The organism is Escherichia sp. E3659 (assembly GCF_005781135.1).
GTDB lineage: Bacteria > Pseudomonadota > Gammaproteobacteria > Enterobacterales > Enterobacteriaceae > Escherichia.
In genome coordinates this window covers 70,946-86,784 of record NZ_VATQ01000002.1, presented here as the reverse complement: position 1 = coordinate 86,784, position 15,839 = coordinate 70,946, and the positions used below count along the sequence as shown (strand labels likewise).

Sequence of the window (15,839 nt, the reverse complement as noted above, 5' to 3'; positions counted from 1 at the left end):
GCTTTAGCACGGGCGATAGCCGCTTCGACGGCAGCTTTACGCGGGTCAACCTGTTCCTGCGGTTCTTCGTTAGCAGGCTGTTGCTCCTGCTTGCGTGCTTTAGCACGGGCAATTGCGGCTTCCACTGCCGCTTTACGCGGATCGGCAACGGTTACGGCTTCGTTAGTCTGTTGCAATTCAGCCTGTTTCGCTCTGGCTTGCGCTTTACGCGCTTCCCGTGCCGCAATAATCGCGCTGTTATCCGGGCGTTCGCCAGCTTTTATCACAATAGGTTGTGTGGCCTGGGCCTGTTTTTCTTTTACGCGTGCCAGTGCGGCAGCAATCGCATCTTTGTCTTTGGCCGCAGGTTGAACCGCCGCGTTCTTGTGTCGTTCAAGACGGGCGGCTTTTTCACGTTCCAGACGTGCCTGACGAGCTTCAAAGCGTGCTTTTGCTTCGGCTGCGCGTTTTTCTTCCTGACGAATGGCGGCAATCTCGGCTTTTTCCTGACGGAAATATTGCACAAGAGGGATATTGCTTGGGCAAACCCACGCACAGGCCCCACATTCAATACAATCGGCAATGTTATGTGTGGTGGCTTTATCGTGCTGCTGACCTTTGCTGAACCAGTACAACTGTTGCGGCAGGAGATCTGCAGGGCAGGCATCAGCACAGGCGCTACAACGGATGCAGCTTTGTTCTTCCTGTGGTTCGCCAAGTTCATTGGCAGACGGTGCCAGTAAACAGTTGGTTATTTTTACGACCGGGACATCCAGCCACGGCAAGGTAAAGCCCATTAGCGGGCCGCCCATAATCACCATTTGATCGGCAGAAGGGCAGAATCCTGCATCGTTCAATAAATGACGGACCGGCGTACCCAGTCGTGCCCAGACGTTGCCGGGGCGTGCAATTGCTTCGCCAGTTAGCGTTACGACACGCTCGGTAATCGGCTCGCCATCAATAACGGCTCGTTTCACTGCGTAAGCCGTGCCGACGTTTTGCATTAACACGCCGATATCTGATGAACGACCGCCGTGTGGAACCTGCTTTCCGGTCAGGATGTAGGTTAACTGTTTGGCGCCGCCAGAGGGATATTTGGTCGGAATAACTCGCAGAGAAATATCGTGAGAATCCGCCAACACCGCACGCAGCATGGAAATTGCCTGCGGTTTGTTATCTTCAATGCCGATCAGAATTTCGCGTGGCTGTAGAATATGCGCAAGAATGCGAATACCTTCCACGACCTGGGCGGCGCAATCCTGCATCAGTCGGTCATCGGCGGTAATATACGGCTCGCATTCTGCGGCATTAATGATCAACGTTTCGATTTTATCGCCGCCGCCCTGCAATTTAACGCCAGTAGGGAAGCCAGCACCACCCAGTCCGGCGACGCCAAATTGATGAATGCGTTCGATTAATTCTTCCCGAGTGCGTGAGCGGTAATCGGTCCAACCGTCACGTGGGATCCAGCAATCTTCCCCATCGGCGTCAATAATCACGCTTAATTCAGCTAAAGCTGAAGGATGAGCCGTAGAGTGGGGCGCAATAGCCGTAACGGTGCCAGACGTTGGTGCGTGAACCGGTAGCATTTTGCCGCGTCCACGGGTGAGTGGCTGTCCGCGCAGTACCTTATCACCAACGTTAACGCACAGCTCGCCTTCAGCACCAATATGCTGTTTAAGTGGAATAACAAATCGCTGCGCCAGCGGAACCTGGCGCAGGGGAGTACCGTTGGACTGAGTTTTCATCTCCGGTGGATGAATGCCGCCATCGAAGTCCCAGATTTTATTTTTTTTGAAAGCAGAGAATAACTTAAGCATGGTGTTCCACGGGAATGATGCGCACGGGAATGGTGTTCAGATCCCATTTCCAGCTGTCTGGCGTTTCTGCAACCGGTTGTAAGGAGATGCAATGCGTTGGGCATGGGTCTACACACAGATTACAACCTGTGCACAGATCGCTCATGACGGTATGCATTGCTCGGGTAGCACCGACAATGGCGTCCACCGGACACGCCTGAATACACTTAGTGCAGCCAATACAGTTATTTTCATCGATAACCGCTACCATACGCGCAGGCGTCAACTCTTGCACTTCGCCATCCAGCGGCTGTGGTTCGACGTTGAGCAACTCGGCAATTTTCAGCATTACTGCTTCGCCACCAGGGGCGCAGCGGTTGATTTTTTCACCGTTGCAACTGATAGCCTCCGCATACGGGCGACAGCCAGGATAACCGCATTGACCACACTGGCTCTGCGGTAAAATTTCGTCAATTTTCTCAACGACCGGATCGTCTTCCACCGCAAAACGGCGGGAGGCATAACCCAGAATGGCGCCAAACGCCAGGCCCAGCAGGCTTATGGCGGCAACGGCAATCCAGATAGCATTCATTACAACTTCACCAAACCACTAAAGCCCATAAAGGCCAGAGACATAAGACCTGCGGTAATCAGCGCAATGGCATTACCACGAAAAGGTGCCGGGACATCAGCCACAGCCAGGCGCTCGCGGATGGCTGCGAAAAGCACCATCACCAACGAGAAGCCGACAGCTGCTGAAAAACCGTACAGCGCCGACTGCAAGAAATTATGCCCGAGATTAATATTCAGCAACGCGACACCAAGCACCGCACAGTTGGTGGTAATAAGCGGCAGAAAAATCCCCAGCAGACGATAAAGCACCGGGCTGGTTTTACGCACTACCATCTCGGTGAACTGCACGACAACAGCGATCACTAAAATAAACGCTAGCGTGCGCAGGTAAATCAGATTGAGTGGAATCAAGATCCACGTGTCGATAAGCCAGGCGCAAATTGACGCCAGCGTCATCACAAATGTTGTTGCCAGCCCCATCCCCATTGCAGTTTCCAGCTTTTTGGAAACGCCCATAAACGGACAGAGGCCCAGAAACTTAACCAGTACAAAGTTATTGACCAGTACAGTTCCGACAAACAGTAACAGGTAGTCAGTCATTTTTCGGCCTGAAATAAAAAAGCCGCCTATTATCCGTTAATCCAGAGCAGGCGACAACAGGTTAACTGTAAGGTTATTACGGATTCACAAACGTCGCTTTGACCCGCAACGAGCGTTTGAAATAGGGGACTATCAATGCGGTTGCCAGCAAAGTGAACAACAACTGGCGCACGGCTACGCCATCTGCTACTGGCGAAAAAGCGAAGGTTTTAACAGCCAGTAATACGGAGATCAGTAGCCAGATAATATAGTGTTTAGGAACACAACGCCGACGTTTAAAGAAAGCGATGGTCAACCACAAAGTGTAATACCACATGGCGATGGCGGTAATAAAAGAAACGCCCCATAAGATTTGCGTTGTCAGTGCTTGTTCGCCGATCGTTTTATATGTTTGAGGAGAAGATAACGCTGCGGTATACAGTAACAGCGTCAGCGTCGTACTCAATAGAGCGACTAACAGCCAGGCCAAAGGGCCAAGCAACCAGCCTCCAATACGTTGTGGCGTTGTGGTGGTCATAGGTTCTCCAGAATAGCGACAGCAAACAGGCAAATCTAATTTTAGGGGCGTTATTATAAGGTTTTTATTATCAATCGCTACTTTCTTTATTGGACATAATGCCAGACGGACTTCGGCACCTGGCCCAGGTCAAACAAACGCCCGCCAGACACCAGCTCTGCGCGGCGGTGATCGGCGGCGCGATACATGTTGATAAGGTCCTGATCGTCGGTCAGTGTGTAATTAAGATGATCGTAGAGTTTTTCCAGGCTTTCGAGTGAACTGATTTTGCGAAATTTTAATAAGTAGTCCTGAACAGTCATAAAAGGCCCATAAAATAATTAATACCAAAGTGGTAGGTATTATATGTAATGATAAAACTTCACCAAAAGTGAACGCTTATGTAATAACAATAATAAGAATGTGCTGATGGTAAATATTCAGGGATAAAATACTGTCATGAAAAGAGTAACGCGCTTTACTATCCCTGCCAATCGCCGACAACACACCACAAGATAATAAATTCCTGGTTTAATACCCGACAAGTTAAAACATGCATCCGGACGGGCTGCATGCTGGTCTGCAAGTGCAGGTATTACTTATGTTGTACTGTTGTACTCTGTTCTGGCGGCTGGTAGTTGTCAATGTGACTCGCCACGCCAAGGAGAATGACAGAAACGACAAGAACGATCCAACCTGTTAATTCAATAAGACGATTCATTACTGCCCACATCTATGTTGAGTGATCCATTAACTTCAGGGGGTAAATGTTACTTAGCAATAATTGCCCCAGCAAGATTTTTGCTGAGGTTTTTGCGATATTTAGCTTTTATCATTAGAAAATTCGCCATTTCTTTGACTTAAGTTAAATAACATCCCTTATTGCGGGCAGGTTATTAAACTGTTGAGAGAGGGTAAAGGATAGTGTCAAATAGCGATCGTACTTCTCTGAGAGGCAATGACATGAGCGACAACATCCGTGTTGGGTTGATTGGGTATGGTTATGCGAGCAAAACCTTCCATGCGCCCCTGATAGCGGGCACGCCCGGACTAGAACTGGCAGTAATTTCCAGCAGTGACGAAACAAAAGTAAAAGCCGACTGGCCAACAGTGACGGTTGTCTCTGAACCAAAGCATCTTTTTAATGATCCCAACATAGACTTGATTGTCATTCCCACACCAAATGATACCCATTTCCCGTTAGCCAAAGCGGCGCTTGAAGCGGGTAAACATGTGGTCGTCGACAAGCCTTTTACCGTGACACTGTCACAAGCTCGAGAACTGGATGCGTTAGCAAAAAGTCTGGGTCGCGTATTGTCGGTGTTTCATAATCGTCGCTGGGATAGCGATTTTTTGACACTAAAAGGTTTGCTCGCGGAAGGCTCGCTGGGTGAAGTTGCGTACTTTGAGTCTCATTTTGACCGCTTCCGGCCGCAGGTGCGCGATCGCTGGCGTGAACAGGGCGGCCCTGGCAGCGGTATCTGGTACGATTTGGCACCGCATTTGCTCGATCAAGCTATTACGCTTTTTGGCTTACCTGTCAGTATGACGGTGGATTTAGCACAGTTGCGCCCGGGGGCGCAGTCGACTGATTATTTCCACGCCATTTTGTCCTACCCACAGCGGCGGGTCATTTTACACGGCACCATGTTGGCGGCAGCTGAGTCAGCGCGTTATATCGTGCATGGCTCCCGTGGCAGCTATGTTAAATACGGTCTCGATCCGCAGGAAGAGCGGTTGAAAAATGGTGAGCGTCTGCCGCAGGAAGACTGGGGCTACGATATGCGTGACGGTGTACTAACCCGCGTTGAAGGCGAGGAACGTGTTGAAGAAACGCTGTTGACCGTGCCGGGGAATTATCCGGCTTACTATGCTGCCATTCGTGATGCGTTGAATGGCGACGGTGAAAACCCGGTGCCAGCAAGTCAGGCCATTCAGGTAATGGAGTTGATTGAGCTGGGTATCGAATCCGCCAAACATCGCTCGACTTTGTGCCTTGCTTGAAAAGGGGATGGTGCAATTAGCACCATCCATTTTTGTTACTTCGCTGCGACTTTTTCTCGCAGTGCGCGTTTTTCCTCTGCGCTGAGGAAAGCCATTTCCAGACCATTAATCTGCGCCTGGCGGATTTGCTCGCGAGATAAACCTGCAGCGGGCGCGGCAACGGTATATTCGTGAATGATATCGACGCCCTGAACACCCGGGTCGTCGGTGTTAATACTGGCGCAGATACCATGCTCAAGGAACATTTTCAGCGGATGTGCCGCCAGAGATGCCACGGTACTGGTCTGAATATTGGAGGTCAGGCAGGATTCTATGCCAATTTGTTGCTCGGCGAGGAAATCCATCAGCGCCCGGTCTTCAATGGCTTTTACGCCATGCCCAATGCGTTCAGCTCCCAGCTCACGAATGGCTTGCCAGATACTTTCTGCCCCGGCAGCTTCGCCTGCATGGACGGTAATATGCCAGCCTGCATCACGCGCGTGGTTGAAGTGAGAGAGGAACAAACTCCCAGGAAAACCAAGTTCATCACCGGCTAAATCCAGTGCGGTAATCTGATCACGGTGGGCTAAAAATGCCTCCAGCTCTTGCTGGCAGGCAGCTTCGCCAAAGGTCCGGCTCATAATGCCGATAAGTTTCGCCTGCACACCAAAGGTGCGACAACCTTCACGTACGCCGTCAATAACGGCTTCGACAACGCCCGCAACAGGCAACTGATGCGTCATTGCCATATAACCTGGCGAAAAACGCAGTTCGACATAGTGCAGACCGTTTCGGGCAGCATCTTCAATATTTTCAAACGCCACGCGACGGCATGCGTCGAGCGAGGCGAGAACTTTAACGCCCCAGTCAAGCTTAGTCAGAAAACTCACCAGATCGGGTTCGTTGGCAATGACCTGAACGTGTGGAATTAGCGTTTCCAGGGATTGTGCAGGTAGCGAGATATTATACTGGCGGCCAAGTTCAAGGATGGTCTGGGGACGAATGTTGCCATCAAGGTGGCGATGGATATCAGTTAATGGCAGGGTGGTATCAATCATGGTCGCACTCTTTTTCTGGATATAAAAGTGCGCACCATTATAAAAACAAAGCAGGGTAAAAATCTACGATTGCGCAACGATTATTTGCGTTGCGCAATCGCAATTAGCGTACAGCTCGGATGGCGTTAATTAATCCAGCGACACCTTTTTCCAGTTTAGAACGTGGGCATCCAGCATTGAGCCGAACAAAGCCACGGCCTTCTTCACCGTAGGTATATCCCGGCATGATTGCGACTTTTTCTTGTTCAATCAGGGCTTTTTGCAACGCGTTGTCATCAATGTTCAACGGACGTAAATCAAGCCATGCGAGATAAGTGGATTGGGGAATCTGCCAGTTGAGTTCAGGGAACGCGGCGTTCATCATCTCTGCGATATACGTCAGGTTATCTTTCAGATAGACGCGTAAGGCATCAAGCCATGGTGCGCCTTGCTGATAGGCGGCGATATGGGCGGTTAACGCCAGTACCGCAGGGGAGGAAAGCCCATCACGGCTTTTCAGGGCCGATAAATACGCTTCACGGCTGTCGTTATTTTCAATAATCCCGTAAGCCCCGGTCAGAGCCGGAATATTGAAACTTTTCGAACCAGAAGTTAGTAGCGCCCAGTCGCCGCGAGCTACATTGCTCCAGGGAATATGCGGTTGCTCACCCCATACCATATCCATATGGATTTCATCGGAGATAACGCGCACACCATAGCGTTCGCACAGGTCAGCCATTGTTTCCAGTTCATCGCAAGTCCAGACTTTACCGGTAGGATTCTGAGGGCTACACAGGAGCATAATTTTACACTCCGGTTTCGCCAACACGGCTTCCAGTTTGCCCATATCGCAAAACCAGCCATCAACCCGCTTCTCTAAAGCAACGGGCATCACGGTGCGCTGATTACCTTCAATGGCTTTGTAAAATGCGTCGTAGGCCGGGGTATGGATCACCACACCTTCACCGACAGCGGACCACTGACGAATCAGTTCCGACACCATATAGATAACGGAAGGGCCATATACCACCGACTGCGTATCAATGGCAGTGTAATGCTGTGTGGAAAACCAGTGGGCGATAGCCGCGAGAAATTCATCGTTTTTCCAGCGACTGTAGCCAAACACGCCGTGCATCAGGCGCTGGTTCAGCGCCTCGATAATGCAGGGAGCGGTGGCAAAATCCATGTCTGAAATCGTGAACGGTAACAGATCAGCAGTGCCGAAACGGTCAGCGACATAATCCCACTGTGTGCACCATGTGCCATGACGATCCACGACCTTCGAAAAATCGAACATATCTTATCCTTATGCCTGAACAGTACGCATCAGACCGTCCATTTCATCTTTGACTGACTGAACTTGCGGCCCGATAACAACCTGCAGGTTATGTTGATTAAGTTGTACTACGCCAATTGCCCGATTGTCCTTCAGTGCCTGCACATTAACAAGGGACATATCTTTCACTGACAAACGCAGACGAGTAATGCAATTATCGAGGCTGACAATATTGTCGGCACCGCCTAAGGCTTCGAGGATTGCCGGAACGTTGTAACCTGATTTACCCGGCGTACCGGCAACGGCTTTTTCGATTGAGCTGGCAATTTCGCTATCGCGGCCAGGGGTTTTCAAATTGAAGCGGGTAATAGCGAAACGGAAGATGACGTAGTAAACAACAAACCAGATTGCCGCCACCACTGGCACCATGTACCACTTGGTTGACAGGCCATGCAGAATACCGAACACCACAAAGTCGATGATATTGCCGTCGGTATTACCGATGGTGACACCGAGCACAGACATGACGGTGAAGCCGAGGCCGGTTAACAGCGCGTGGATGACGTACAGAACTGGCGCTACGAACAGGAACAGGAATTCCAGTGGTTCGGTAGTGCCGCCAACGACACAGGCGATCAGGCCAGAAATCAGCAGGCCTTTAATTTTATGGCGATTTTCCGGGCGCGCACAGTGATACATCGCTAACGCTGCACCTGGCAGACCACCGAGGAATGCAGGCATTTTGCCCTGCGAGAGGAAACGCGTGGCGCTTTCAGAGAAACCGTGAGTGGTCGGGCAACTCAATTGCGCCTGGAAGATGGTTAGTGCGCCGCTGACGGTTTGACCGCAGACTTCCTGCGTGCCGCCCGCGTCGGTAAAGCGAATTAATGCCACCAGAATGTGATGCAGACCAAACGGCAACAGCAGACGTTCACCCGTACCAAACAGCATCGGTCCGAAATCGCCTGCGCTGTTGATCATATGGCCTAATCCACTAATACCCATGGCGAAAATCGGCCAGACTAACGGAATCACCAGACCGACAAGGCCCATCACCAGTGAGGAGATAATGGGTACGAAGCGCGTACCGCCGAAGAATGCCAGCGCATCCGGCAGGCGAATATTATGGAAACGTTCATGTAACATCCAGACGATAATACCGGCGATCACTGCACCGAGGATCCCAGTGTCGATCGACTGGATCCCAAGAATGCTCTGGATATTATTGGCTTTCAGCACGGCAGCATCGGTGGTCGGCAGAATGCCTTTATTGGTCAACCAGAAGTTTACCGCCAGGTTCATCACTGCGTAACCAACAAAACCAGCGAACGCCGCGACGCCTTTGTTTTCGCGCGCCAGACCCAGCGGGATGGCGATACAGAACATCACTGGCAGGAAACTAAACGCGAACGAACCAACCTTGCTCATCCAGGTAAAGATGGCCTGCAACACAGGGTTACCCAATGCCGGGATCAGTGTGATGACATCGTGGCTACTAAGGGAACTGCCAATCCCCAACATAATGCCGCAGAACGACAGTAATGCGACAGGTAACATAAAGGTTTTGCCTAACTGCTGGAAGAATTCCCACAGCGTGACTTTCGGTGCTGCTTTCGCCGTCATAAAACGACTCCTCGTAGAGAACAATCTGGATTCAATAAATTGCGCGAGAAGATAAAACGTTTTATCAAATTTTAGTGAGGCATAAATCACATTACGCAACGATAATAGCGGGTATAAGATAAATAAAAGGTAAAACGTTTTATCTGTCACATAATCAGGGAGTAGGTCATCTGCATGGCTACCGCCAAAAAAATCACCATTCATGATGTTGCGCTCGCTGCGGGCGTGTCGGTCAGTACCGTTTCGCTGGTGCTTAGTGGCAAAGGGCGAATCTCTACCGCCACAGGAGAACGTGTTAACGCCGCCATTGAAGAACTGGGGTTTGTGCGCAATCGCCAGGCGTCGGCACTACGCGGCGGGCAGAGTGGTGTGGTTGGCTTAATTGTGCGTGACTTGTCTGCGCCGTTTTACGCTGAATTAACAGCCGGGCTGACGGAGGCACTGGAAGCGCAGGGGCGAATGGTTTTTTTGCTCCACGGCGGTAAAGACGGCGAGCAACTGACTCAGCGCTTTTCACTGCTACTGAACCAGGGCGTCGATGGTGTCATCATTGCCGGTGCGGCAGGGAGCAGTGATGACCTGCGGCGCATGGCAGAAGAAAAAGGTATCCCGGTGATTTTCGCTTCCCGCGCCAGCTATCTTGATGATGTTGATACTGTTCGCCCGGATAACATGCAGGCAGCGCAGTTATTGACGGAGCATCTCATTCGCAATGGACACCAGCGTATTGCCTGGCTGGGAGGGCAAAGTTCCTCTTTAACCCGTGCGGAACGAGTGGGTGGCTATTGCGCGACACTATTAAAATTCAGCCTGCCGTTTCATAGTGATTGGGTACTGGAGTGTGCCTCGAGTCAGAAGCAAGCTGCGGAAGCCATTACGGCGCTTTTGCGCCATAACCCGACCATTAGCGCCGTGGTTTGTTACAACGAAACTATTGCGATGGGGGCATGGTTTGGTTTGCTGAAAGCAGGGCGGCAAAGCGGGGAAAGTGGCGTCGACCGTTACTTTGAACAACAGGTTTCACTGGCGGCATTTACCGATGCGACGCCAACCGCACTTGATGATATACCCGTTACCTGGGCCAGCACCCCTGCGCGGGAACTTGGTACGACACTTGCGGATCGCATGATGCAAAAAATCACTCATGAAGAGACGCATTCACGTAATCTTATTATTCCTGCCCGGCTCATTGCGGCGAAATAATCCTCCCTTTATCTGCTATACCTGGTAGTGTCCTTTCCTCAAAGTTAATGATAAAAAATGTGGCACACAGGCGGTGCCTTTTATTTTTACTGAAGTTCACAGGAGGTTTATGTGTTTAATTCTGACAACCTGAGACTCGACGGAAAATGCGCCATCATCACAGGTGCGGGTGCAGGTATTGGTAAAGAAATCGCCATTACATTCGCGACAGCTGGCGCATCTGTGGTGGTCAGTGATATTAACGCCGATGCAGCTAATCATGTTGTAGATGAAATTCAACAGTTGGGTGGGCAGGCATTTGCCTGGCGCTGTGATATTACTTCCGAACAGGAGTTATCTGCTCTGGCAGGCTTTGCCATCAGTAAGCTGGGCAAAGTTGATATTCTGGTTAACAATGCTGGTGGTGGTGGTCCTAAACCGTTTGATATGCCAATGGCTGATTTCCGCCGCGCTTATGAGCTGAATGTGTTTTCTTTTTTTCATCTGTCACAACTCATAGCGCCTGAAATGGAAAAAAATGGCGGAGGCGTTATTTTGACCATCACATCTATGGCGGCAGAAAATAAAAATAAAAACATGACCTCCTATGCGTCATCTAAAGCTGCGGCCAGCCATCTGGTCAGGAATATGGCGTTTGACCTGGGTGAAAAAAATATTCGGGTGAATGGCATAGCGCCTGGGGCAATATTAACTGATGCCCTGAAATCCGTTATTACACCAGAAATTGAACAGAAAATGTTGCAGCACACGCCAATCAGGCGTCTGGGCCAGCCGCAAGATATTGCCAACGCGGCGCTATTCCTCTGTTCACCAGCTGCCAGCTGGATAAGCGGACAAATACTCACCGTCTCCGGCGGTGGGGTACAGGAACTGAATTAATACGCTAACAGGTCGGTAAACAACCGAGTGAGTGTTGTTTACCGACACCGCTTGTAGAGTAGGGAAAACCTCCGCCAGATAACTGGTAGCCAAATTCCGCCTGCTGGTTGACCAATTATCGTGCAAATAGTAAACGAAACGGGTGTACCTTCGCACAATTCAACTGCAATGATAGGCGCTCACCGGACAACGCGGTAAACTAGTTATTCATGCTAACTATATTGGTTTAACGATGGATAACATGCAAACTGAAGCACAACCGACACGGACCCGGATCCTCAATGCTGCCAGAGAGATTTTTTCAGAAAATGGATTTCACAGTGCCTCAATGAAAGCCATCTGTAAATCCTGCGCTATCAGTCCCGGGACGCTTTATCACCACTTCATTTCGAAAGAAGCCTTGATTCAGGCGATTATTCTCCAGGACCAGGAGAGGGCGTTGGCCCGTTTCCGGGAACCGATTGAAGGGATCCATTTCGTTGACTATATGGTCGAGTCGATAGTCTCTCTCACCCATGAAGCCTTTGGACAACGAGCGCTGGTGGTTGAAATTATGGCAGAAGGGATGCGCAATCCACAGGTTGCCACCATGCTTAAGAATAAACATCTGACCATCACGGAATTTATTGCCCAGCGCATGAGGGATGCCCAGCAAAAAGGCGAGATAAGCCCTGACATTAACACGGCAATGACCTCTCGTTTACTGCTGGATCTGACCTATGGCGTGCTGGCCGATATCGAAGCGGAAGACCTGGCGCGAGAAGCGTTATTTGCCCAGGGGCTGCGCGCGATGATTGGCGGTATCTTGACCGCATCCTGATCCTCACTTTCCGCGGGCCGGTGAAGAGAGGGCCCGCGTTCAATGTCTCAATGCTGCTGAACAAAAAACGTTCTCCCCTGGTCGAAAAATCCCACTAAAACATTCGTCGAAACCATATGTCATGGGAATTTATCGCTTTATAAGTAGTCGAACGAGCGTTCGATTGCTTATTTTGTGTCTTCTGTCAACGCTGTTTTAAAGATTAATGCGATCCATATCACGCTGTGGGTATTGCAGTTTTTGGTTTTTTGATCGCGGTGTCAGTTCTTTTTATTTCCATTTCTCTTCCATGGGTTTCTCACAGATAACTGTGTTCAACACAGAATTGGTTAACTAATCAGATTAAAGGTTGACCAGTATTTTTATCTTAATGAGGAGTCCCTTATGTTACGTCCTGTAGAAACCCCAACTCGTGAAATCAAAAAACTCGACGGCCTGTGGGCATTCAGCCTGGATCGGGAAAACTGTGGAATCTCTCAGCGTTGGTGGGAAAGTGCGTTACAAGAAAGCCGGGCAATTGCTGTGCCGGGCAGTTTTAACGATCAGTTCGCTGATGCAGATATTCGTAATTATGTGGGCAACGTCTGGTATCAGCGCGAAGTCTTTATACCGAAAGGTTGGACGGGCCAGCGTATCGTCCTGCGTTTCGATGCGGTCACTCATTACGGCAAAGTATGGGTAAATAATCAGGAAGTGATGGAGCATCAGGGCGGCTATACGCCGTTTGAAGCCGATGTCACGCCGTATGTTATTGCCGGGAAAAGTGTACGTATTACCGTTTGTGTGAACAACGAACTGAACTGGCAGACTATCCCGCCGGGAATGGTGATTACCGACGAAAACGGCAAGAAAAAGCAGTCTTACTTCCATGATTTCTTTAACTACGCCGGGATCCATCGCAGCGTAATGCTCTACAGCACACCGAACACCTGGGTGGGTGATATCACCGTGGTGACGCATGTCGCGCAAGACTGTAACCACGCGTCTATTGACTGGCAGGTGGTGGCAAATGGTGATGTCAGCGTTGAACTGCGTGATGCGGATCAACAGGTTGTTGCGACTGGACAAGGCAACAGCGGGACTTTGCAAGTGGTGAATCCGCACCTCTGGCAACCGGGTGAAGGCTATCTTTATGAACTGTGCGTCACAGCCAAAAGCCAGACTGAGTGTGATATCTACCTGCTGCGCGTCGGCATCCGGTCAGTGGCAGTGAAGGGCGAACAGTTCCTGATCAACCACAAACCGTTCTACTTCACTGGTTTTGGTCGTCATGAAGATGCGGATTTACGCGGTAAAGGGTTCGATAACGTGCTGATGGTGCACGATCACGCATTGATGGACTGGATTGGTGCCAACTCTTACCGTACCTCGCATTACCCTTACGCTGAAGAGATGCTCGACTGGGCTGATGAAAATGGCATTGTGGTGATTGATGAAACTGCTGCCGTCGGCTTTAACCTCTCTTTAGGCATTGGATTTGAAGCGGGTAACAAGCCAAAAGAACTCTACAGCGAAGAGGCAGTCAACGGGGAAACTCAGCAGGCGCACTTACAGGCGATTAAAGAACTGATTGCGCGTGACAAAAACCACCCCAGCGTGGTGATGTGGAGCATTGCCAACGAACCGGATACTCGCCCGCAAGGTGCACGGGAATATTTCGCACCACTGGCGGAGGCAACGCGTAAACTGGACCCGACGCGACCGATCACCTGCGTCAATGTAATGTTCTGCGACGCTCACACCGATACCATCAGCGATCTCTTTGATGTGCTGTGCCTGAATCGTTATTACGGTTGGTATGTCCAAAGCGGCGATTTGGAAACGGCAGAGAAGGTACTGGAAAAAGAACTGATTGCCTGGCAAGAGAAACTGCATCAGCCGATTATCATCACCGAATACGGCGTGGATACGTTAGCGGGTCTGCACTCGATGTACACCGACATGTGGAGTGAAGAGTATCAGTGCGCATGGCTGGATATGTATCACCGCGTCTTTGATCGCGTCAGCGCCGTCGTCGGTGAACAGGTATGGAACTTCGCTGATTTTGCGACCTCGCAGGGCATTATGCGCGTTGGTGGCAACAAGAAAGGGATCTTCACTCGTGACCGCAAACCGAAGTCGGCGGCTTTTCTGCTGCAAAAACGCTGGACTGGCATGAATTTCGGTGAAAAACCGCAGCAGGGAGGCAAACAATGAATCAACAACTCTCCTGGCGCACCATCGTCGGCTACAGCCTCGGTGACGTCGCCAATAACTTCGCCTTCGCAATGGGGGCGCTCTTCTTGTTGAGTTACTACACCGACGTCGCAGGCGTCGGTGCCGCTGCGGCGGGCACTATGCTGTTACTGGTGCGGGTATTTGATGCCTTCGCCGACGTCCTCGCCGGACGAGTGGTGGACAGTGTGAATACCCGCTGGGGAAAATTCCGCCCGTTTTTACTCTTCGGTACTGCGCCGTTAATGATCTTCAGCGTGCTGGTATTCTGGGTGCCGACCGACTGGAGCCATAGCAGCAAAGTTGTATATGCATATTTGACCTACATGGGCCTCGGGCTTTGCTACAGCCTGGTGAATATTCCTTATGGTTCACTTGCTACCGCGATGACCCAACAACCACAATCCCGCGCCCGTCTGGGCGCGGCTCGCGGGATTGCCGCTTCATTGACCTTTGTCTGCCTGGCATTTCTGATAGGACCGAGCATTAAGAACTCCAGCCCGGAGGAGATGGTGTCGGTATACCATTTCTGGACGGTTGTGCTGGCGATTGCCGGAATGGTGCTTTACTTCATCTGCTTCAAATCGACGCGTGAAAATGTGGTGCGTATTGTGGCGCAGCCTTCGTTGAAGATCAGTCTGCAAACGCTGAAACGAAATCGCCCGCTGTTTATGCTGTGCATTGGGGCGCTGTGTGTGCTGATCTCGACCTTCGCGGTCAGTGCCTCATCGTTATTTTACGTACGCTACGTTTTGAATGATGCAGGATTGTTCACGGTGTTAGTGCTGGTACAGAACCTGGTCGGTACAGTGGCGTCGGCACCGCTGGTACCGGGGATGGTCGCCAGGATCGGTAAAAAGAATACCTTCCTGATTGGCGCGCTGCTGGGGACTTGTGGTTACCTGCTGTTCTTCTGGGTATCCGTCTGGTCGCTGCCGGTGGCACTGGTTGCGTTAGCCATTGCCTCAATTGGTCAGGGCGTTACCATGACGGTGATGTGGGCGCTGGAAGCCGATACCGTAGAATATGGTGAATACCTGACTGGTGTGCGGATTGAAGGACTTACCTATTCGCTATTCTCATTTACGCGCAAATGCGGCCAGGCAATAGGAGGATCAATTCCCGCCTTTATTTTGGGATTAAGCGGATATATTGCCAATCAGGTGCAAACACCGGAAGTTATTATGGGGATCCGCACATCAATTGCCTTAGTACCCTGCGGGTTTATGCTACTGGCATTTATAATAATCTGGTTTTATCCGCTCACGGATAAAAAATTCAAAGAAATCGTAGTTGAAATTGATAATCGCAAACAAATGCAGCAGCAATTAATCAGCGATATCACTAATTAATATTC

15 protein-coding genes are annotated in these 15,839 nt (G+C 50.5%); 6 read left to right on the top strand and 9 right to left on the bottom strand.

The features are described from left to right. From rsxC to blr, 6 genes are all read right to left on the bottom strand, one after another. A partial coding sequence (gene rsxC / locus FEK47_RS01100; RefSeq protein WP_240730965.1) for an electron transport complex subunit RsxC occupies positions 1-1,799 on the bottom strand: 1,799 nt, incomplete at its 3' end. Next, a complete protein-coding gene (gene rsxB / locus FEK47_RS01095) occupies positions 1,792-2,370 on the bottom strand; it encodes an electron transport complex subunit RsxB (protein WP_130224750.1) in 579 nt (192 codons plus the stop codon). The genes rsxB and rsxC, both read right to left, overlap by 8 nt. Continuing rightward, positions 2,370-2,951: an electron transport complex subunit RsxA gene (gene rsxA, locus FEK47_RS01090; RefSeq protein ID WP_000133193.1), complete on the bottom strand. Its 582-nt coding sequence runs from the start codon at positions 2,949-2,951 to the stop codon at positions 2,370-2,372. Before rsxA ends, rsxB begins: the two co-directional genes overlap by 1 nt. 76 nt (positions 2,952-3,027) lie before the next feature. Next, positions 3,028-3,468: a DUF2569 domain-containing protein gene (locus tag FEK47_RS01085; protein ID WP_130209359.1), complete on the bottom strand. Its 441-nt coding sequence runs from the start codon at positions 3,466-3,468 to the stop codon at positions 3,028-3,030. An 86-nt stretch (positions 3,469-3,554) separates the two neighbouring features. After that, complete coding sequence (ydgT, locus tag FEK47_RS01080) at positions 3,555-3,770, bottom strand: transcription modulator YdgT (protein ID WP_064530017.1); 216 nt, start codon at positions 3,768-3,770, stop codon at positions 3,555-3,557. A gap of 272 nt (positions 3,771-4,042) precedes the next feature. Continuing rightward, positions 4,043-4,168 carry a division septum protein Blr gene (gene blr / locus FEK47_RS01075; protein WP_001296096.1) on the bottom strand — a complete coding sequence of 42 codons (126 nt, stop codon included), beginning with the start codon at positions 4,166-4,168 and terminating at the stop codon, positions 4,043-4,045. A 242-nt stretch (positions 4,169-4,410) separates the two neighbouring features. Here blr and FEK47_RS01070 point away from each other — a divergent pair, with 242 nt between their 5' ends. Next, a complete protein-coding gene (locus tag FEK47_RS01070) occupies positions 4,411-5,451 on the top strand; it encodes an oxidoreductase (RefSeq protein WP_064530016.1) in 1,041 nt (346 codons plus the stop codon). A 35-nt stretch (positions 5,452-5,486) separates the two neighbouring features. On the opposite strand, the gene add is transcribed toward FEK47_RS01070, so the two are convergent. The 3 genes from add to malX form a co-directional block, all read right to left on the bottom strand. Continuing rightward, positions 5,487-6,488 (bottom strand): adenosine deaminase, encoded by a 1,002-nt coding sequence (gene add / locus FEK47_RS01065; protein WP_130219027.1) that lies wholly within the window; start codon positions 6,486-6,488, stop codon positions 5,487-5,489. A gap of 103 nt (positions 6,489-6,591) precedes the next feature. Further along, positions 6,592-7,764, bottom strand: coding sequence for a bifunctional maltose regulon transcriptional repressor/cystathionine beta-lyase MalY (gene malY, locus FEK47_RS01060; protein WP_138183074.1), 1,173 nt, complete (start codon positions 7,762-7,764; stop codon positions 6,592-6,594). 9 nt (positions 7,765-7,773) lie between these two features. Further along, positions 7,774-9,366, bottom strand: coding sequence for a PTS maltose transporter subunit IICB (gene malX, locus FEK47_RS01055; RefSeq protein ID WP_130224756.1), 1,593 nt, complete (start codon positions 9,364-9,366; stop codon positions 7,774-7,776). Between the two features lie 174 nt (positions 9,367-9,540). Between malX and malI the strand changes: the two genes are divergently transcribed. From malI to uidB, 5 genes are all read left to right on the top strand, one after another. Continuing rightward, positions 9,541-10,569 (top strand): mal regulon transcriptional regulator MalI, encoded by a 1,029-nt coding sequence (malI, locus tag FEK47_RS01050; protein WP_135487747.1) that lies wholly within the window; start codon positions 9,541-9,543, stop codon positions 10,567-10,569. Between the two features lie 111 nt (positions 10,570-10,680). Beyond that, positions 10,681-11,448, top strand: coding sequence for a 7-alpha-hydroxysteroid dehydrogenase (gene hdhA, locus FEK47_RS01045; RefSeq protein WP_130219035.1), 768 nt, complete (start codon positions 10,681-10,683; stop codon positions 11,446-11,448). Positions 11,449-11,680: 232 nt separating this feature from the next. Next, entirely contained in the window at positions 11,681-12,268 is a 588-nt protein-coding gene (uidR, locus tag FEK47_RS01040; protein WP_075332258.1) for a DNA-binding transcriptional regulator UidR, read from the top strand. Positions 12,269-12,652: 384 nt separating this feature from the next. After that, positions 12,653-14,464, top strand: coding sequence for a beta-glucuronidase (gene uidA, locus FEK47_RS01035; protein WP_135487748.1), 1,812 nt, complete (start codon positions 12,653-12,655; stop codon positions 14,462-14,464). Continuing rightward, a complete protein-coding gene (uidB, locus tag FEK47_RS01030; protein WP_130219039.1) occupies positions 14,461-15,834 on the top strand; it encodes a glucuronide transporter in 1,374 nt (457 codons plus the stop codon). Before uidA ends, uidB begins: the two co-directional genes overlap by 4 nt. Positions 15,835-15,839 lie beyond the last annotated feature (5 nt).